Source organism: Streptomyces sp. CNT372 (assembly GCF_000377145.1).
Map to the genome: position 1 here is coordinate 186,623 of NZ_KB897783.1, position 18,443 is coordinate 205,065.

Here is an 18,443-nt window from a genome sequence, read left to right on the forward strand (position 1 = left end):
ATGACCACCGACACCACCACCGCCGAGGCAGGAGCCGTCACCGCACCCGGCGAGACCGTCCTCGACGCCCGCGGCGTCACCATGCGGTTCGGCGGCCTCACCGCCGTCCGGTCCGTCGACCTCACCGTCAACTCCGGTGAGATCGTCGGCCTGATCGGCCCCAACGGCGCCGGCAAGACGACCTTCTTCAACTGCCTCACCGGCCTCTACATCCCCACCGAGGGCGAGGTCCGCTACAAGGGCACCGTGCTGCCCGCCAAGTCCTTCAAGGTCACGGCGGCCGGCATCGCCCGCACCTTCCAGAACATCCGGCTCTTCGCCAACATGACCGTCCTGGAGAACGTCCTCGTCGGACGCCACACCCGCACCCGGGAGGGCCTCTGGTCCGCCCTGCTGCGCGGCCCCGGCTTCCACCGCGCCGAGGCCGCGTCCAAGGCCCGGGCCATGGAACTGCTGGAGTTCGTCGGCCTCGACCACAAGGCCGAGCACCTCTCCCGCAACCTCCCCTACGGCGAGCAGCGCAAGCTGGAGATCGCCCGCGCGCTCGCCAGCGAGCCCGGCCTCCTCCTGCTGGACGAGCCCACCGCCGGTATGAACCCGCAGGAGACCCGCGCGGCCGAGGAACTCATCTTCGCCATCCGCGACAGGGGCATCGCCGTCCTCGTCATCGAGCACGACATGCGCTTCATCTTCAACCTCTGCGACCGGGTGGCCTGCCTGGTCCAGGGCGAGAAGCTGGTCGAGGGCACCGCCGCCGAGGTCCAGGGCGACGAGCGCGTGGTCGCCGCCTACCTCGGCGAGCCCTTCGAGGGCGACCCGGGCGCGGCGGAGGTCGCCGAGGTCGAGGCCGCCGAGGCCCACGCCGCGTCTGCCGCGACACCCACCGCGGACGCCGCCGCGCCGACGACCCCCGAGGCCGGCGCCCCGGACACGGAGGCCCCCGACGCCGCCGGCGCCGACGCGGACGACACCGACCGCCCCGCCCCGGCGGACTCCGGCACCGACGCCCCCGCCACCCCCGGCGAGAGCAGCACCACCAAGGAGAACGACCGATGACCGCACTTCTCGAAGTCGAGGACCTGCGCGTCGCCTACGGCAAGATCGAGGCCGTCAAGGGAATCTCGTTCAAGGTCGAGGCCGGCGAGGTCGTCACCCTCATCGGCACCAACGGCGCCGGCAAGACGACGACGCTGCGCACCCTCTCCGGACTGATCAAGCCGCTCGCCGGCCAGATCAAGTTCAACGGCAAGTCCCTGCGCAAGGTCCCGGCCCACCAGGTCGTGTCCCTGGGACTCGCCCACTCCCCCGAGGGCCGGCACATCTTCCCGCGCATGTCCATCGAGGACAACCTGCGCCTCGGCGCGTTCCTCCGCAAGGACGCCGCGGGCATCGGCAAGGACATCCAGCGCGCCTACGACCTCTTCCCCATCCTGGGAGAGCGCCGCAAGCAGGCCGCGGGCACCCTCTCCGGCGGCGAGCAGCAGATGCTCGCCATGGGGCGGGCGCTGATGTCCCAGCCGAAGCTGCTCATGCTCGACGAGCCCTCCATGGGCCTCTCGCCGATCATGATGCAGAAGATCATGGCGACCATCAAGGAACTGCGCGAGCAGGGCACCACGATCCTGCTCGTCGAGCAGAACGCGCAGGCCGCCCTCTCGCTCGCCAACCACGCGCATGTGATGGAGGTCGGCAGCATCGTCCTCTCCGGCACCGGGGAAGACCTGCTGCACGACGACTCGGTCCGCAAGGCGTACCTCGGCGAGGACTGACGCCGGGCCGCCGCGAGGCGCCACGCACGACGACGAGGGTCCGCGCCCGGGGAGACCGGGGCGCGGACCCTCGTCCGTGCGTGCCGTGCGTTCTGTGGTGCTGTGCGTGGCCTGCCGCATGTGACGGGCCGCGGGTGACGGGCGGCGGGCTACTGGCCCTTGGCCGCCTTCTTCTCCTCGGCGTCCTCGATGACCGCCTCCGCCACCTGCTGCATCGACAGCCGCCGGTCCATCGACGTCTTCTGGATCCAGCGGAACGCGGCGGGCTCGGTCAGGCCGTACTGCGTCTGCAGGATGCTCTTCGCCCGGTCCACCAGCTTGCGCGTCTCCAGGCGCTGCGCGAGGTCCGCGACCTCCTTCTCCAGCGCCTTCAGCTCGGTGAACCGCGAGACCGCCATCTCGATGGCGGGCACCACGTCGCTCTTGGAGAACGGCTTCACCAGGTACGCCATCGCCCCCGCGTCCCGGGCGCGTTCGACGAGGTCGCGCTGGGAGAAGGCGGTGAGCATCAGTACGGGCGCGATGGACTCCTCGGCGATCTTCTCCGCGGCGGAGATGCCGTCCAGGACGGGCATCTTCACATCGAGGATCACCAGATCCGGCCGGTGCTCCCGCGCCAGCTCGATCGCCCGCTGCCCGTCCCCGGCCTCACCGACGACCGCGTACCCCTCCTCCTCCAGCATCTCTTTCAGATCCAGCCGGATGAGGGCCTCGTCCTCGGCGATGACGACACGGGTCGTCGCCGGCGGGACGTGCGACGTGTCGTCGTCTGCGGCGATCGGCTGGGGCGACTCGGGGGCGGTCACGGGGGCTCCTTGTTGCGGGGCAGATACTGCTGCCAAGAGCCTACCCAGCTCCTGTAAGGTAGGGGCACAGCAGGTGATCTCTCACCTTCATTTCCAAGGTATACCCCGGTAGCCCAGCGGTAGAGGCAATGGTCTCAAACACCATCCAGCGTGGGTTCGAATCCCACCCGGGGTACTTTATCTGCGATTCGAATCCTTGCACCGGAGCGGGCGTTCATCGGATCGGGTGACCCGATGTGAATATCCGCGCGACCGGCCTGCCATTCGGCCAGTGTCGGATACATGTACGACATCGAAACGCGTGCAAGGGTTCTCGCCCTCCTCGACCAGGGGCGCAGCCTGAACTCCGTCAGCAAGGAGTCGGGCATCTCCCGGGCGGCCATCCGCGCCTGGCGGGTGCGTCTCGAGCCGGCGCTGCGCGGGTCCGACTGCTCACGGTGCCGCACCGTGCCCACGCTTCCGGCGGAACCCGCCGCATACTCCTACCTGCTCGGCCTGTACCTGGGCGACGGTTGCATCAGCGCGACCCGCCGCGGTGTGTACTTCCTCCGCATCGCGTGCGCCGACGCCTGGCCCGGCCTCATGGAGGCGTGCCACCGGACGATGGAGGTCGTTCTTCCGCACAGCAAGGTCTTCCGGGTCCGAAAGCAGGGCTGCCAGAGCATCACCAGCTACAGCAAACACTGGCCCTGTCTCTTCCCCCAGCACGGCCCCGGCAGGAAGCACGAGCGACGGATCGTTCTCGAACCCTGGCAGCGGGAGGTCGTGGACGCGCACCCATGGGAGTTCGTACGCGGACTCGTGCACTCCGACGGGTGCCGGAACATCAACTGGACGACCAGGGTCGTGAACGGGGAGCGGAAGCGCTACGAGTATCCCCGGTACTTCTTCACCAACGTCTCCGACGACATCCGGCAGTTGTACACGGACACGCTCGACGTCCTCGGCGTCGAGTGGAGGCACTGCACGCGCGGCGGGCGGTCGTACAACATATCCGTGGCCCGACGGGCGTCCGTCGCGCTGATGGACGCGCACATCGGGCCGAAGCACTGAGCCGAAGGCGACGGGCGGGGCCCGGTCAGCCCACGCTCTCGCCGATGCGGTGGACGCGGACCAGGTTGGTGGAGCCCGAGACGCCCGGTGGGGAGCCAGCGGTGATGACGACGACGTCGCCGGGGCTGCAGCGGCCGATGCGGAGGAGTTCCTCGTCGACCTGGGCGACCATCGCGTCGGTGGAGTCGACGTGGGGGCCGAGGAAGGTCTCGACGCCCCAGGTCAGGCTGAGCTGGGAGCGGGTGGCCGGGTCGGGGGTGAAGGCGAGGAGGGGGATCGGGGAGCGGTAGCGGGAGAGGCGGCGGACGGTGTCGCCGGACTGGGTGAAGGCGACGAGGAAGCGGGCGCCGAGGAAGTCGCCCATCTCGGCGGCGGCGCGGGCGACGGCGCCGCCCTGGGTGCGGGGCTTGTTGCGTTCGGTCAGGGGCGGGAGGCCCTTGGCGAGGACGTCCTCCTCGGCGGCCTCGACGATGCGGCTCATGGTGCGGACGGTCTCGACGGGGTACTTGCCGACGCTGGTCTCGCCGGAGAGCATCACCGCGTCGGTGCCGTCGATGACCGCGTTGGCGACGTCGGACGCCTCGGCGCGGGTGGGGCGGCTGTTGTCGATCATCGAGTCGAGCATCTGGGTGGCGACGATGACGGGCTTGGCGTTGCGCTTGGCGAGTTTGATGGCCCGCTTCTGGACGATCGGGACCTGTTCGAGGGGCATCTCGACGCCGAGGTCGCCGCGGGCGACCATGATCCCGTCGAAGGCGGCGACGATGTCGTCGATGCTCTCGACCGCCTGGGGCTTCTCGACCTTGGCGATGACGGGCAGGCGCCGGCCGGTCTCGTCCATGACGTGGTGGACGTCCTCGATGTCCCGGCCGCTGCGGACGAAGGAGAGGGCGATGATGTCGGCGCCCGCGTTCAGGGCCCAGCGCAGGTCCTCGACGTCCTTCTCGGAGAGGGCGGGGACGGAGACGGCGACGCCGGGGAGGTTGAGGCCCTTGTGGTCGGAGACCATGCCGCCCTCGACGACCCGGGTGTGGACGCGGGGTCCGTCGACGCGGAGGACTTCGAGGGCGACCTTTCCGTCGTCGACGAGGATGCGCTCGCCGGGGGTGACGTCCCCGGCGAGGCCCTGGTAGGTGGTGCCGCAGATGTGGCGGTCGCCCTCGATCTCCTCGACGGTGACGGTGAATTCATCGCCGCGTTCGAGAAGTACGGGGCCTTCCTGGAAGCGTCCGAGCCGGATCTTCGGGCCTTGAAGGTCGGCGAGGACGCCGACGCTGCGGCCGGTTTCGTCGGCCGCCTTCCTGACGTGCCGCAAACGCTCCTCGTGATCGGCGTAGACGCCGTGGCTGAGGTTGAGTCGGGCGATGTCCATTCCGGCTTCGACCAATGCCTTGATCTGGTCGTATGTGTCGGTGGCGGGCCCCAGGGTACAGACGATCTTTGCTCGGCGCATGGTTCGAGCCTATGGCTTACCGGCGGGTAGAGAATTGGTGTCTCATGACTGCCCAACAACCTTTGCGTGAAGGGCTATTGACAACTGTTGAATTGTGCGGGGGTGCGCTCTGATGAGCATTTCTCAGAGCTCCGGGGGTGTCATCGTGAAGCGCGCGTTCACCTGGGCGAAGACGGTCTGCCGCTGGGGTTCGAGGTCGAGGGCGGGCGCTGCCTCCGCCTGGGCGCCGGCGAAGCCGCGGACCGCGCCGGCGGGTGAGGCGGGCATCGCGTAGGCGGGGGCGGGGGATTCGGCGCCGAGGTCGGCGAGTTCGAGGAGGGCGTCCAGGGAGGCACCGAGCGCCCCGGCGTACTCGCGGGCGCGGCGCACGGCTTCCCGGACGGCCTCGCGGCGGGCCTCGGCGTGGGCGGCCGAGTCGGGGCGCAGGGACCACCAGGGGCCGCTGACGCGGGTGAGTTCGAGGTCGGCGAGGCGGGTGACGAGTTCGCCGAGGGCGGTGAAGTCGGTGAGGACGGCGTTGACGCGGACGTTGCCGTGGTAGGCGCGGACGCGTTCGCCCCGGCCGCCGCCGAGTTCGGGGCTGATGGAGAAGGCGCCGGTGGAGAGCTTGTCGACGGCGTCGCCGTAGGACTTGACGAGGTCGAGGACGGTGCTGTTGCGGCGGGTGAGGTCGTCGAGGGCGGTGCGCCGGTCGCGGCCGCGGGCGCTGACCTGGATGCCGATGGTGGCGAGTTCGGGGTCGAACTGGAGCTGGGCCTCGCCGCGTACGGCGACCCGGGGCGCGGAGGGGGTTCCGTAGGGGGCGGGCGGGGCGGCGGGGGTGGTCTCGGCGGTGGTGTCGCTCATCCGGGTCTCCTGGGGTGGGTGGTGCCGCGGGTCGACGGGGGCGCGCGTGGTGTGGCGGTTGTGGAGGGCGCGGGGCGGGCCCTCGCAAACCCTTTCGCACCGCGAGGTGTTGCGCCAGAACCTACGCGCGCTGTGCACATGGTGGCGGTGAACGCGATCGGCTACGACGCGGCGGCCCTCGGCAACCACGAGTTCACCTACGGCACCCCGGTGCTGCGCGGGACCTGCCTCGTTCGACGGGAGGCCGCTGGACCCGGCGGCGCGATTCGTGCCGGTGCGGGAGCAGGGGTCGGTCGACCCGGCGGTCTTCGCCTCGGTGGGGTGGCGGCTGACGCGTGCGGGCGAGCCGGTGTTTCCCGCCTGAGCTCCACGATGGCGGCGCCTCCGTGGCGGGACCCGGTCGCGGGTCCCGCCACGGAGGCGCCGTGCGTCCCGAAGCCTAGGCGCGCAGCGGGGTGAGGGCGGGGGCCTGGCCGGGGACGCCGGGGGCCTCACGGCGTTCCAGGCCGAAGCTGGTGAACGCGGTGCGGCGGGGCAGCGGGTAGACCTCGGTGCCGGTGAGGGTGTTGAGGATGGTGGCACTGCGCCAGGCGGCGAGTCCGAGGTCGGGGGCGCCGACGCCGTGGGTGTGGCGCTCGGCGTTCTGGACGTGGACGGCGCCGGTGACGGCGGGGTCGAGTCTCATCCGGTACTGCTCGTCGACGAGGGGGCGGCCCTGGGCGTCGCGCCGCAGATAGGGGTCGAGTCCGGCGAGGAGCCGGCCGAGAGGGCGCTCGCGGTAGCCGGTGGCGAGGACGACGGCGTCGGTGGTGAGGCGGGAGCGGGTGCCCTGGCGGACGTGCTCCAGGTGGAGTTCGACCTTGGTGGTGGCGACGCGGCCGGCGGTGCGCACGGTCACGCCGGGGGTGAGGACGGCGTCGGGCCAGCCGCCGTGCAGGGTGCGCTGGTAGAGCTCCTCGTGGACGGCGGCGATGGTGCCGGCGTCGATGCCCTTGTGGAGCTGCCACTGCCCGGGGGCGAGTTCGTCGCGGACGCGTTCGGGCAGGGCGTGGAAGTAGCGGGTGTAGTCGGGGGTGAAGTGCTCCAGGCCGAGTTTGCTGTACTCCATGGGCGCGAAGCCCTCGGTGCGGGCGAGCCAGTGGAGGCGTTCGCGTCCTGCGGGCCGGGCGCGGAGCAGGTCGAGGAAGACCTCGGCGCCGGACTGTCCGGAGCCGATGACGGTGACGTGCTCGGCGGCGATCAGGGCCTCGCGGTGGGCGAGGTAGTCGGCGGAGTGGAGGACGGGCACGCCGGGGGCGTCGGCGAGGGGGCGCAGGGGTTCGGGGACATGGGGTTCGGTGCCGACGCCGAGGACGAGGTTGCGGGTGTGGGCGCGGCCCAGGGCCTCGGCCTCACCGGCGGGGTCGAGCTGGGTGTAGTCGACCTCGAACAGGTCGCGTTCGGGGTTCCAGCGGACGGCGTCGACCTGGTGGCCGAAGTGGAGGCCGGGGATCCGTTCGGCGGCCCAGCGGCAGTAGGCGTCGTACTCGGCGCGCTGGATGTGGAACTTCTCGGCGAAGTAGAAGGGGAAGAGGCGTTCCTTCGCGCGGAGGTAGGCGAGGAAGGACCAGGGGCTGGCCGGGTCGGCGAGGGTGACCAGGTCGGCGAGGAAGGGGACCTGGAGGGTGGTGCCCTCGATGAGGAGGCCGGGGTGCCAGCGGAAGTCGGGGCGCTGCTCGTAGAAGGCGGTGGCGAGGCCGCCGGGGACGCCGTGGGCGAGGGCGGCGAGGGAGAGGTTGAACGGGCCGATGCCGATGCCCACGAGGTCGTGGGGGCGGTCGGGTTCGGCCGCCGCCGGGGCGGCCTCGGGTGCGGGCGTGGCGGTCATCGGGGGGTGCTGCCTTCCACGAGTGCGAGCAGGGCGTCGAGGTGGTCGGGGGTGGTGTGCGGGTTGAGCAGGGTGGCCTTGAGCCAGACGCGGCCGTCGGCGCGGGCGCGGCCGAGGACGGCCCGGCCCTCGGTGAGGAGGGTGCGGCGGACGGCGGCGGTCTCCTCGTCGGTGGCCCCGGTGGGGCGGAACAGGACGGTCGACAGGGCGGGCCGGGCGTGGAGTTCGAGGCGGGGGTGCTTGTCGACGAGGCCGGCGAGGTCCTGGGCGAGGTCGCAGACGCGGTCGACGAGGGCGCCGAGGCCGCTCCGGCCGAGGGCCCGGAGGGTGACGGCGGTCTTGAGGATGTCGGGGCGGCGAGTGGTGCGCAGGGAGCGGCCGAGGAGGTCGGGCAGTCCGGCGTCGGTGTCGTCCTCGGCGTTGAGGTAGTCGGCGGTGTGCGCGAGGGGGGCGAGCCGGCGGCTGTCGGCCACGGCGAGGAGGCCGGCGGCGACGGGCTGCCAGCCGAGTTTGTGCAGGTCGAGAGTGACGGTGTCGGCGCGGTCCAGTCCGGCGAGGAGGTGGCGGCGGGTGTCGCTGAAGAGGAGCGGGCCGCCGTAGGCGGCGTCGACGTGGAAGGCGGCCCGGTGGCGGGCGGCGAGGCCGGCGATGCCGGGGAGGGGGTCGATGCGGCCGGTGTCGGTGGTTCCGGCGGTGGCGGCGACGAGGAGGGGGCCCGGGGTGGCGGTGAGGACATGGTCCAGGGCCGCGAGGTCGTGGAGGGGGGCGGTGACGGGGGCGGGCAGGCCGAGGAGCCAGGTGGCGCGGCGGACGGAGTGGTGGGAGTCCTCGCCGCACACCACGCGCAGGGGGCCGTGGGGGGCGTGCTGTTCGCGGGCGAGGAGGAGGGCGAGCTGGTTGGACTCGGTGCCACCGGTGGTGACGAGGGCGTCGGGGCCGCCCGGTCCGGCGGGGTCGCGCGGTCGGCCGGGGTTCGGGAACACCTCGGCGGCGAGCGCCCGGGTGAGGGCCGCTTCGAGTTCGGAGGCGGCGGGGGCCTGGTCCCAGGAGTCCATCGACGGGTTGAGCGCGGCGGCGGCGAGGTCGGCGGCGACGGCGAGCGCGAGCGGCGGGGTGTGCAGATGGGCCGCGCACAGGGGGTCGGCGGGGTCGGCGGAGCCGTGGGCGACGGCTTCGACCAGGCGGCGCAGGGCGGCCTCGGGGTCGTCGCCGTGGTCGGGCAGCGGATCGCCGAGGGCGTCGGCCGTCCGTCGCGCGACGGCCTCGGGCCCGCCGGCCGGGAGCGGCCCGCCCCGGGCGGCTGCCCCGGCGCGCAGGGCGTCGAGGGCGGCGTCGAGCAGGGGCCGCAGCGCGTCCGGCCCGCCGGCTCCGCCGGCGAGGGGCGGAAGGTGCGGTGGCGGCAGGGGCGGGGCGGGCATGCGGGGTCCTTCGGCGGTCCGTGACACGGGGGCGGGCGAGTGGCCCGCCACCCGTGCTCAACGAGCCGGAGGCGCGGGGGTATTGGGTACGCCAACCCCCGCGCCGCCCGTGCCCGCGTGCCGGGCCCCGGCGGCCGCTGTGCACCGGGCCGCGCCCGGGGCGCGGCGGCCGCCCGGGCCCGAGGCCGTGGACCGCGCCCGCGGGCCGGCGCAGCGGCCGGGGCGCACGGGGCAGGGACCGCGTGCGGCATGGGGGCAGGCACCGCGTCCGGGGCGCGGCGCTTCCGGGACAGGCACCGCGCCCGGACAGGGACCGCGGCCCGGGCAGGGACCGCGGCCCGGGCAGGCATCGCGCCCCGGACGCGAGGCCCGGGGCCCCGGCCCGCGCGCTGCGCGCACAGGCTGCCCTCGCCACGGGGCCAGGTCCGCCCCGGGCCCCGGGCCCCCGGACACCGGTTCCCAGGGCCCGAGCCCCGCGCCCGCCCCGGCCTCAGGCCCCCCGGACGCGCAGCGCGCGGGCCAGGTCGTCGAGTTGGTCGACCAGTTTGCGGCGCAGGGCCGGGAGGAGTTCGTCGCGGCGCAGGCACTCCTCGCCGAGGCGCAGCGCCTCGGCGGTGACCTCGTGGACGGGGAAGGCGTGGCGTCCGGCGGCCTCCGCGATGGCCGGGCCGCGGCGGGCGGCCAGCGCGGTGGCGTCGGGGTAGTAGCGGGTGACGTACTCCCGGGTGAGGGCGGCCTGTTCGGGCTGCCAGAAGCCCTGGGCGGTGGCGGCGAACAGGTAGTTGGACAGGTCGTCGGTCTCGAAGAGCCGGGACCAGGCGGCGGCCTTGGCCTTCTCGTCGGGCAGGGCGGCCCGGCAGCGGGCCGCCCCCTCCTGGCCGGTCGCGCTCGGATCCCGCGCGAGTTCCGCGTCGATCGCGTGCTCGTCGGCGGCGCCCAGGACGCACAGCCGGGTGAGGATCCGCCAGCGCAGTTCGGGGTCGAGGGCCGGGCCGCCGGGGACGTTGCCGTCGTCCAGCCACTCCTGGAGGGAGCCGGGGTGGGAGGCGGCGTCCACGAAGTGGCGGACGGCGGTCAGGCGCATCCCCGGGTCGCTGCCGTCCTCGGTGCGGCGCAGCAGGGCGCGGCAGGTGTCGGTGACGGCGGCGAGGGCGGCGGGGCGCTGCTCGGGCGGCAGGTAGCAGTCGGCGATCTGGCCGGCGGCGAAGGCGAGGACGCCCTGGACGACGGCGAGGTCGCTCTCGCGCGGCAGATGGGCGCGGGCCGCCTCCAGGTAGGCGGTGGGGGCGAGTTCGCCGTCGCGGACCATGTCGCGGGCGGCGTTCCAGATCACCGCGCGGGTCAGCGGGTCGGGGACGCCGGACAGGGAGGTGAGGGCGGTGGCCCAGGATTCGGTGTCGAGGCGGACCTTGGCGTAGGTGGTGTCGCCGTCGTTGAGGACGATCAGGGCGGGCCGGCGGCCTGGGTGGCGCCGTTCCTCGGCGAGGGGCACGTCGGCCTCGGTGCGGTCGCGCAGGACGAGGGCGCCGGGTTCGACGGGGTCGCGGTCGTAGGTGCCCACGGTGATCCGGTGGGGGCGGCTGCCCTGGTGGCCGATCGCCAGGGACCAGCCGCCGCCGGTCTCGGTGACGGCGGGGGTGAGGGTGTCGACGCCGGTGGTGCGCAGCCATGCGGCGGCCCAGGCGTGCACGTCCCGGTCGGTGGCGTCGGCGAGGGAGTCGAGGAAGTCGGCGAGGGTGGCGTTGCCGAACTTGTGGCGGGCGAAGTGGTTGTTGATGCCCGCGAGGAAGTCCTTCTCGCCGAGCCAGGTGACGAGCTGGCGCAGCGCGGAGGCGCCCTTGGCGTAGGAGATGCCGTCGAAGTTGAGCAGGGCGGAGGCGGTGTCGGGGACGGCCTCCGGGTCGGGTGCGACGGGGTGGGTGGAGGGCCGCTGGTCGGCGTCGTAGCCCCAGGACTTGCGGGCGATGCCGAAGTCGACCCAGGTGTCGGTGAAGCGGGTGGCCTCGGTGAGGGTCTGGTAGCCCATGTACTCGGCGAAGGACTCGTTGAGCCAGATGTCGTCCCACCAGGCGAGGGTGACGAGGTCGCCGAACCACATGTGGGCCATCTCGTGCGCGACGACCATGGCACGGGTCTGGCGCTGGGTGTCGGTGACGGCGGAGCGGTAGACGAACTCGTCGCGGAAGGTGACGAGCCCGGGGTTCTCCATGGCGCCGGCGTTGAACTCGGGGACGAACGCCTGGTCGTAGGAGTCGAAGGGGTACGGCTCCTCGAACTTCTCGTGGTAGCGGTCGAAGCACTGGCGGGTGATCTCGAGGAGTTCGTCCGCGTCGGCGTCGAGATAGGGGGCGAGGGAGCGGCGGACGTGCAGGCCGAAGGGGAGTCCGGCGTGCTCGGTGCGCACGGAGTGCCAGGGGCCGGCGGCGACCGCGACCAGATAGGTGGAGATCGGCGGGGTGGGGGCGCAGGTCCACCGGCCGTCGCCGTCGTGGGTGGCGATGCCGTTGCCGAGGACGGTCCAGCCGGCGGGGGCGGTGACCGCCATCTCGAAGACGGCCTTGAGGTCGGGCTGGTCGAAGGCGGCGAAGACGCGCTGCACGTCCTCCATGAACAGCTGGGTGTAGACGTAGGTCTCGCCGTCGCCGGGGTCGGTGAAGCGGTGCATGCCTTCGCCGGTGCGGGAGTAGCGCATCCGTGCCTCGACGCGCAGCCGGTGCTCGCCGGGGGTGAGGCCGGTGAGCGGGTAGCGGTTGCCGTCGAGGGCGGCGGGGTCGAGGGGCTGTCCGTCGAGCGTGAGGGAGCGCAGCTCGGAGGGCTTGAGCTCGACGAAGGTGTCCCCGGCGGACCGCGCGGTGAAGTGGATGTGGGTCACCGACGCGAAGTCGTCGTCGCCGGTGGTCAGGTCGAGGGCGACCGAGTAGCGGTGGACGTCGATCAGCCGGGCACGGTTCTGCGCTTCGTCGCGCGTGAGTACGGACATGGGGTCATGCTGCCCGATGGGCGCGTTCCGGTACACGGGGGGCCGTTGCGCCGGTGGCGTACGGCGACACGGGGGGCCGTTGCGCCGGTGGCGTACGGCGACACGGGGGGCGGTTGCGCCGGTGGCGTACGGCGCGCGTGGCGTGGGCGGGGCGGCCAGGGGCCCCGATCCGCCCTGCCCGCGCGCCGGGTCACTCCCCCGGGGCGGGCGGAGTCGCCTCCGCGATGGTCTCGTGGTGCCGGATCACCTCGGCGATGATGAAGTTCAGCAGCTTCTCGGCGAAGGCGGGGTCGAGCCGGGCGCTCTCCGCGAGCTGCCGCAGCCGTTCGATCTGGCGCGCCTCGCGGGCCGGGTCGGCGGGGGGAAGCTGGTGCTCGGCCTTGAGGTGGCCGACCTGCTGGGTGCACTTGAAGCGCTCGGCGAGCATGTACACGACTGCGGCGTCGATGTTGTCGATGCTCTCGCGCAGCCGGTTCAGCTCGGCGCGGACGCCGTCGTCGATGTCACTCGTGGTCATGGTCAGCGAGCTTACGTCGAAGGCCCCGGCACGGTGGGAGGGTGTTCGGAGTCCGGGACGCGGTCGCTCCGGCCGCCCGGGACGACGCGTTGCTGCTGCTCGCGGAAGCGCACGGGGGCGAGGCCGACCCGGTGGGTGAAACGGCTTCTGCCTCGGCCGCTACGGGTCCCGGGGCCCGCAGGACGCGCTGTACGTCCCGGGCCCGGTGCTGCGCCGGGGCCGGAGCGAACTGTGGGTGCTGGAGCTGGAGGGCGCGTCCCCCGGCCACGCCGTCCGGCTGGGCTGACGCCCTCGTGCGCACGCCCCCGTCCCCGCCGGGTGCGGCGGGGACGGGGGCGCGGTGTCGACGGATGCGCGGTGTGTACGGATGCGCGGTGCCCGCGGGTACAGCGGGCGCCGAGGACGGCCGGCCGTTCAGCGGGCCGTCACAGACCGGCGGCGGCCGACCTGATCGCGGAGGCGAAGGTGGAGACCTCGGTGTAGACGCCCGGGTAGCCGGCGCGGGCGCAGCCGTAGCCCCAGCTCACGATGCCGACCTGGATCCAGGCGCCGGCGTTGTCGCGGCGGAACATCGGGCCGCCGGAGTCGCCCTGGCAGGTGTCGGTGCCGCCCTGGTTGTAGCCGGCGCAGATCTCCTCGTTGGCGATGAGTTCGTTGCCGTACGCCTGGCGGCAGGTGGCGTCGGAGACGAACGGGACCTGGGCCTTGAGCAGGTAGCGCTGCTGCGCCCCGCCCTCGCGGTTGGCGCCCCAGCCGGCGACCGTGAAGGTGCCGTTGTTGTAGGCGGTGGTGTCGGCGATCTTGAGGGTCGGCAGGTTGATGGGCTGGGCCAGCTTGATCAGCGCCCAGTCCTTCCCGCTGCCGTTGTAGCCGGGCGCGCGCAGGACCTTGGTGGAGCGGACCTTGATCGCGCTGGGGTGCTGGAGGTCCACCTGCCCGGCGGTGGCGGTGATGCTGGTGTTGTTGCCGGAGGCGCCGACGCAGTGGGCGGCGGTCAGGACGATGTCCTGCGTGTAGAGCGAACCGCCGCAGCCCATGGAGAGGCGGACCATGAACGGGAATTCGCCCTGGGCGGCGCGGGTGCCGCCGACGACCGGCGGGGGCGCGGCGAAGGCGGCGGTGGGCTGGAGGCTGACCCCGGCCAGGATGACGGCGGCGGCGGCGACGGATCTCTTGAGGGTGCGCAGGAGTCTCTTCAAGGGACTGCCCTTCGTGGGGGGTTGCGGCGGATGCGACTGCCGTGGCGCATGCGGGGGTGCAGGGGGATGGAGCGGACCGCGATGGGGATCTGACATGCGCTCGACAAGACGTGTTCCGGATTATGAGGACCGCACAACGGACACACAAGGAGTACCTTTCGGCCATTCCCGGGACCGGCGGCGGCGCGCCGTACAGTGGACGACGGCCGGCAGTCACGCACGGGGTGCCACGGGGGTACGGGCATGGCGAACGTCAGCGACACGAGCGAGGTGGCCCGCGGCTACCCCCATCTCGGCACCGTCCGGTCCGCCGTCACCGCGCTGTACCGCAGGATCTCCGCCGACGGGGTGCTCGCCTACGGGCCGAGCGTGCTGCCCGCGGATGTCGCCTTCTCGGACGACGACGACCTGCACCTCGGCGCGCAGCGGGTGGCGCGGGCCCTCGTCACCCATCTGCGCCTGCCGGACGCCCGGGTGATCGTGAGCTTCCGGGACATGGAGCACGCGGCGAGCGTGGAACTCACCGCGGGCCCGGAGTACTTCATCGAGCTGAACAGCCGCTTCATCTCCCACCGCCGGGACATCGGCGCCGCCCTCGCCCACGAGATCACCCATGTCTGGCTGCACCGGCTGGACCTGGCCTTCCCGGACACCCGGGACAACGAGATCCTCACGGACACGGTGACCGCGTATCTGGGCGCGGGGTGGCTGCTGCTGGACGCGTTCCGCGAGGACGGGATGTCCAGCCAGAAGCTGGGCTACCTCACCCCGGAGGAGTTCGGCTACGTGCTGGCCGGGCGGGCGGCGGTCTTCGGCGAGGACCCCTCGCCGTGGTTCACCAGCCCCCAGGGCTACCGCGCCTACACGGCCGGCCGGGAGCGGGCCCTGCGCGACGCCCGGCAGCCGCCGCTCACGGCGGCGGGCCGGATCGGGCGCCTGAAGTACACCCGCGAGCGGCGGCTCGCGGCGGAACGCCTCCCGGAACGGGCCGGGTCCCGCGCGCCGGAGCGCCGCGACGGCCCGGAGCCGTACGCCTTCGAGCGGGGCCCGGACGGGGGGCTCCGCGTCTCCTTCCCCTGCACCACCTGCCACCAGCGCATCCGGGTCCCGGTCCGGGGGCGGGTCCGTGCGCGGTGCGGTCTGTGCCGGACGGTCCTGGAGTGCGACACCTGAGCCGCCGCCGGCGTCTCGGCCCCCCCCTGCCAGCCGTGCGACCGGCCCCGGAGCATCTCACTCCGGGGCCGGTCGCACGGGCGTGAGCCGTCCGCATGGGCGGGGGCGCTCTCAGCGCCGGCACGGGCGTCCCGGGGCGCGTTCCTCGACAGCGGGAACCCGCAGAGCCGAAGAGCCGGGAGGCGTGGGCGCGGGCCGGCGCCCCACGGGCCCCGGTCTCCCGGCCCGGCTCAGGCCGTGGTGCCCCCGCTGCGGCGCGGGCGGCGAGTGCGACCGCCGGACGCGCTCCCCCGGGAGCCCTCCGCCGTGCGGCGGCCCGCCGGGGCGCCGCCCCGGCCGCCGCCGCGGGCCTCGCGGCCCGTACCCGCCCCGGCCGCCGCACGCCCCGAGGCCCCGCGGGCACCCGAAGCAGTGGCCCCGCGGGACGCACCGCCACCGGACCCGCCCGCGCGCTGCGCGGTCGTGCCGCCGGGGGGCGAGTCCTGCGTGCGGCCCGACCGGCGGGCGCCCCCGCGCCCACGGCGGCGGGACGAGGTCGTGGAAGCGGCCGGCGGGGCCGGGGGCTGCGGGAGTTCGATGGTCACCGCGACGCCCGAGGGCTCGCGCGCACCCGTCAGCCGGGCCAGCTCCTCGTCACCGGAGCGGACCCGGGTCGCGCGGGGCGCTATGCCCGCGTGCGCCATCAGCCGCTCGGTCTCCCGGCGCTGCGCCGGGAGCACCAGGGTGACGACCGTGCCGGACTCACCCGCCCGGGCCGTGCGCCCGCCCCGGTGGAGATAGTCCTTGTGGTCCATCGGCGGGTCCACGTTGACGACCAGGTCCAGATCGTCGATGTGGATGCCGCGGGCCGCGACGTTCGTCGCGACCAGGGCGGTGACCTGCCCGTTCTTGAACTGGTCGAGCGTGCGGTTGCGCTGCGGCTGGGAGCGCCCGCCGTGCAGCGCGGCGGCCCGGACGCCGCTCGCGAGGAGCCGCTTGGCGAAGCGGTCCGCGCCCCGCTTGGTGTCGACGAAGAGGATGACCCGGCCGTCGCGCGCCGCGATGCGCAGCGCGACCGCCTTCTTGTCGGTCTCGTCGAGGACGTGCAGCAGATGGTGCTCCATCGTGGTCACCGCGCCCGCGGACGGGTCCACCGAGTGCACCACCGGGTCCGTGAGGAACATCCGCACCAGCCGGTCGATGTTGGCGTCCAGCGTGGCCGAGAACAGCAGGCGCTGCCCGTCCGGCTCGACCTGCTTCATCAGGGCCGTGACCTGGGGCATGAAGCCCATGTCGGCCATCTGGTCGGCCTCGTCCAGGACGGTGATCGCGACTTGGTCGAGCCGGCAGTCGCCCCGGTCGAGCAGGTCGATCAGGCGGCCGGGCGTGGCGACCAGGACCTCGGCGCCGCGCCGCAGCGCGCCCGCCTGCCGGTTGATGGACATCCCGCCGACGACGGTCGCCAGCCGCAGGCCCACCGAGGTCGCGTACGGCGCGAGCGCGTCGCTGACCTGCTGGGCGAGTTCCCGGGTGGGGACGAGGACGAGGGCCAGCGGGGCGCCGGGCTCGGCGCGCCGCCCGGCCGTGCGGGCGAGGAGCGCCAGCCCGAAGGCGAGGGTCTTCCCGGACCCGGTGCGGCCCCGGCCGAGGAGGTCGCGGCCCGCGAGGGAGTTCGGCAGGGTCGCGGCCTGGATCGGGAAGGGCTCGGTGACCCCCTGCGCCGTGAGGGTCTTCAGCAGGGCGGCCGGCATGTCGAGGTCACCGAACGCCTGGACCGCGGGCAGCGCCGGGGTGAGGGTCTGGGGCGGCGTGAAGTCGCGCGGGGGCGCGACACGGGGCGCGGCGGCCGTGCGGGCCGTGCGCTTCCCGGCGGGCGCCGAGGCGCGCGCTCCGCCGCGCCTCCCGCCGGAGGCGGCCGGGCGGTTGCGTGCGGGACGTTCGGGGTGGGTCATGCGGAATTGCCCTCCTGGGCCCTTGGGCAGTGCGCAGCCGGGGCCCGCACCGTGCGGTGCGGGCCCCGGCTGTGGCGTGTGTGTCCGGGCGATCAGGCCGGGACGATGTTCTCCGCCTGCGGGCCCTTCTGGCCCTGGGTGACGTCGAACGTGACCTTCTGGCCTTCCTGGAGCTCACGGAAGCCGGAGGTGGCGATGTTGGAGTAGTGGGCGAAGACGTCGGCGCCGCCGCCGTCCTGCTCGATGAAGCCGAAGCCCTTTTCCGAGTTGAACCACTTCACAGTGCCAGTTGCCATGTCATTCTCCTAAAACGGGGCAAGCCGGGAGCCCGCACTTCGCGGAATCCCTGTCGCTGCCTTGACCCCATCCGGAGAGTGCCCGGAAACAGAACATGCGCCTGAGGAAGCATTCCGTCAGGCGCACACAAAGTATGGGTACCAAAACCGCAACGTCGTCCACCGTAGCACGGTCCCCGGCGAAACCCCGGCACCACGTGTCCCGGTGGCGCCGGCGGGTGCGAGTCCGGCGCCGGCCGCAGGGCCGTCAGTCCCGGACTATCCCCCGGGCCCGCGCGTCCCGCAGCCAGTCCGGGAACTCGCCCAGCAGCCCGTCGTACAGCCGCGCGTCGGAGACCCGGCGCGGGTCCCGGCCCGCGTGGAAGAAGCCCGCGTTGTCCACGACCCGCCGTCCGGGGACCTCCAGGGTGTCCAGGCGGCGCAGGAAGTCGAACTGGGGGCTGCGTTCGTCGCCGAAGCCGATGAACTGCCAGAACAGCGGCAGCCGGGCGGCCTTGCAGAGGTAGCGTTCGGCGGCCGGGCGGCTGCTCGGGCCGCCGTCGGTCTGGAAGACGACGAGGGCGGGGTCGGTGGACCCGCTGTCGAGGTAGTGGTCCACCACCTCGTCCATGGCCAGGTGGTAGTTGGTGCGGCCCATGTGGCCGAGGGAGGCGACGATCTCGGCGATCCGGCCGTGGTGCCCCTCCAGCCGGATCTCGGAGAGGGCGTCGACCTCGGTGGAGAAGAAGACCACGGGCACGATCCCGTCGTCGTCCAGATGGGCGGAGAGCCCGAGGACCCGGTCGGCGAGGGCCTGGACGCTGCCGTCCCGGTAGTAGTCCCGCATCGAGCCGGAGTGGTCCACGACCAGGTACACGGCGGCCCGCCGGCCCTCCAGCCCGTGTTTGCGCAGGCTCACACCGGCGGACTTGTAGAGGCTGACGAGCGCGGGCGCGCGTTCCTCGACCTTCTCCAGACTGATCGCGGCCATGGTGCTCCCCCCTGGGGCCGGGCGCGCCCCTCCGCCGGAGCCCCCGCCCGTCCTGCCGGGATCATATGCGGCCCGGCGGACACGACGGCCGGAAGCGGGAAGCCGCGGGCGCGCGCCCCCCGGTACGCGCCGGAGCGCGTGCCGTCTGGCACGCGCTCCGGAGGA

Annotated in this window: 15 protein-coding genes, 1 tRNA gene and 2 pseudogenes; 6 read left to right on the top strand and 12 right to left on the bottom strand. The window is 73.4% G+C overall.

What is annotated here, in order from left to right; all coding sequences use genetic code 11:
- Both C593_RS0117905 and C593_RS0117910 read left to right on the top strand, forming a co-directional pair.
- Positions 1 to 1,056: an ABC transporter ATP-binding protein gene (locus C593_RS0117905; protein ID WP_018848681.1), complete on the top strand. Its 1,056-nt coding sequence runs from the start codon at positions 1 to 3 to the stop codon at positions 1,054 to 1,056.
- Positions 1,053 to 1,769 (top strand): ABC transporter ATP-binding protein, encoded by a 717-nt coding sequence (locus tag C593_RS0117910; protein ID WP_018848682.1) that lies wholly within the window; start codon positions 1,053 to 1,055, stop codon positions 1,767 to 1,769. The genes C593_RS0117905 and C593_RS0117910 overlap by 4 nt, the downstream gene beginning before the upstream one ends.
- A gap of 149 nt (positions 1,770 to 1,918) precedes the next feature.
- On the opposite strand, the gene C593_RS0117915 is transcribed toward C593_RS0117910, so the two are convergent.
- Entirely contained in the window at positions 1,919 to 2,575 is a 657-nt protein-coding gene (locus C593_RS0117915) for an ANTAR domain-containing response regulator (protein ID WP_018848683.1), read from the bottom strand.
- 102 nt (positions 2,576 to 2,677) lie between these two features.
- Here C593_RS0117915 and C593_RS0117920 point away from each other — a divergent pair.
- Both C593_RS0117920 and C593_RS0117925 read left to right on the top strand, forming a co-directional pair.
- Positions 2,678 to 2,750, top strand: a tRNA-Leu gene (locus tag C593_RS0117920).
- A gap of 107 nt (positions 2,751 to 2,857) precedes the next feature.
- The gene (locus C593_RS0117925; protein WP_018848684.1) at positions 2,858 to 3,628 is read left to right on the top strand and encodes a helix-turn-helix domain-containing protein; all 771 of its coding nucleotides are present in this window, start codon (positions 2,858 to 2,860) and stop codon (positions 3,626 to 3,628) included.
- A gap of 25 nt (positions 3,629 to 3,653) precedes the next feature.
- On the opposite strand, the gene pyk is transcribed toward C593_RS0117925, so the two are convergent.
- From pyk to C593_RS33850, 7 genes and pseudogenes are all read right to left on the bottom strand, one after another.
- Positions 3,654 to 5,081, bottom strand: a complete 1,428-nt coding sequence (gene pyk, locus C593_RS0117930) for a pyruvate kinase (protein WP_026277804.1) — start codon at positions 5,079 to 5,081, stop codon at positions 3,654 to 3,656.
- A 123-nt stretch (positions 5,082 to 5,204) separates the two neighbouring features.
- Entirely contained in the window at positions 5,205 to 5,927 is a 723-nt protein-coding gene (locus C593_RS0117935) for an SIMPL domain-containing protein (RefSeq protein ID WP_018848686.1), read from the bottom strand.
- A 439-nt stretch (positions 5,928 to 6,366) separates the two neighbouring features.
- Positions 6,367 to 7,794, bottom strand: coding sequence for a SidA/IucD/PvdA family monooxygenase (locus C593_RS0117940; protein ID WP_018848687.1), 1,428 nt, complete (start codon positions 7,792 to 7,794; stop codon positions 6,367 to 6,369).
- Entirely contained in the window at positions 7,791 to 9,212 is a 1,422-nt protein-coding gene (locus C593_RS0117945; RefSeq protein ID WP_018848688.1) for a pyridoxal-dependent decarboxylase, read from the bottom strand. Before C593_RS0117945 ends, C593_RS0117940 begins: the two co-directional genes overlap by 4 nt.
- 490 nt (positions 9,213 to 9,702) lie before the next feature.
- Positions 9,703 to 12,192 (bottom strand): aminopeptidase N, encoded by a 2,490-nt coding sequence (gene pepN, locus C593_RS0117950; RefSeq protein ID WP_018848689.1) that lies wholly within the window; start codon positions 12,190 to 12,192, stop codon positions 9,703 to 9,705.
- A 190-nt stretch (positions 12,193 to 12,382) separates the two neighbouring features.
- Positions 12,383 to 12,709: a chorismate mutase gene (locus C593_RS0117955; protein ID WP_018848690.1), complete on the bottom strand. Its 327-nt coding sequence runs from the start codon at positions 12,707 to 12,709 to the stop codon at positions 12,383 to 12,385.
- Between the two features lie 11 nt (positions 12,710 to 12,720).
- Positions 12,721 to 12,849 (bottom strand): annotated as a pseudogene (locus C593_RS33850) (AraC family transcriptional regulator); the annotation flags it as partial.
- Between the two features lie 38 nt (positions 12,850 to 12,887).
- On the opposite strand from C593_RS33850, the pseudogene C593_RS33855 reads away from it, so the two are divergent.
- Positions 12,888 to 12,995 (top strand): annotated as a pseudogene (locus C593_RS33855) (hypothetical protein); the annotation flags it as partial.
- A gap of 139 nt (positions 12,996 to 13,134) precedes the next feature.
- Here the strand turns inward: C593_RS33855 and C593_RS0117965 are convergent.
- Positions 13,135 to 13,908 (bottom strand): serine protease, encoded by a 774-nt coding sequence (locus tag C593_RS0117965; protein ID WP_018848691.1) that lies wholly within the window; start codon positions 13,906 to 13,908, stop codon positions 13,135 to 13,137.
- Positions 13,909 to 14,151: 243 nt separating this feature from the next.
- On the opposite strand from C593_RS0117965, the gene C593_RS0117970 reads away from it, so the two are divergent.
- Positions 14,152 to 15,081, top strand: a complete 930-nt coding sequence (locus C593_RS0117970; RefSeq protein ID WP_018848692.1) for a hypothetical protein — start codon at positions 14,152 to 14,154, stop codon at positions 15,079 to 15,081.
- A gap of 230 nt (positions 15,082 to 15,311) precedes the next feature.
- On the opposite strand, the gene C593_RS0117975 is transcribed toward C593_RS0117970, so the two are convergent.
- The 3 genes from C593_RS0117975 to C593_RS0117985 all read right to left on the bottom strand — a co-directional run bounded on the left by C593_RS0117975 (position 15,312) and on the right by C593_RS0117985 (position 18,278).
- On the bottom strand, positions 15,312 to 17,012 hold the full coding sequence (locus tag C593_RS0117975; protein WP_018848693.1) for a DEAD/DEAH box helicase: 1,701 nt from the start codon (positions 17,010 to 17,012) through the stop codon (positions 15,312 to 15,314).
- 92 nt (positions 17,013 to 17,104) lie between these two features.
- Positions 17,105 to 17,308 carry a cold-shock protein gene (locus C593_RS0117980; protein WP_004985680.1) on the bottom strand — a complete coding sequence of 68 codons (204 nt, stop codon included), beginning with the start codon at positions 17,306 to 17,308 and terminating at the stop codon, positions 17,105 to 17,107.
- A gap of 247 nt (positions 17,309 to 17,555) precedes the next feature.
- Positions 17,556 to 18,278 (bottom strand): vWA domain-containing protein, encoded by a 723-nt coding sequence (locus C593_RS0117985; RefSeq protein WP_018848694.1) that lies wholly within the window; start codon positions 18,276 to 18,278, stop codon positions 17,556 to 17,558.
- Positions 18,279 to 18,443: the final 165 nt, after the last annotated feature.